Here is a 370-nt window from a genome sequence, read left to right as displayed (position 1 = left end):
CTTCGTCGCCCTGTGTCCGGCTTTTTTATATGGGTTCCTCGATGCGTCGCTGGCGGCCCGCTTTCCCGTATACGGACACCGGGAGGGGCTGAGCACGGGATGGATTTCCGTCCTGTTGAGCACCTTTGTGTGCGGCGGTCTCGTGTTGCAAATGCCCCTCGGCATGCTGAGTGATCGGTACGGTCGAAAAAACGTGCTGATGACGATCTGCCTGCTGGGGGGAATGGGGTTGGCGGTCGTCCCTTCCTTCAGCGGAGAACCGGCGATGTTGCTCGGCCTGTTCGGATTGATCGGAGGGCTCCTCGGCTCCCTCTATTCCCTGGGATTGGCCTATCTGGCGGATCTCCTCCCCTCCAGCCACATGCCGGAG

The 370-nt window shown here is 61.1% G+C and carries 1 protein-coding gene; it reads left to right on the top strand.

Going from position 1 to position 370, the window contains the following annotated elements; genetic code table 11:
* Window positions 1-370, top strand: a 370-nt coding sequence (locus RZO55_RS18115; protein WP_318065665.1) for an MFS transporter, incomplete at both ends; no start/stop codon positions are given.

Origin of the sequence: Clostridium boliviensis (assembly GCF_033342255.1) — a bacterium.
Lineage (GTDB): Bacteria > Bacillota > Clostridia > Lachnospirales > Lachnospiraceae > Lacrimispora > Lacrimispora boliviensis.
This window is presented reverse-complemented; position numbering and strand designations above follow the sequence as displayed.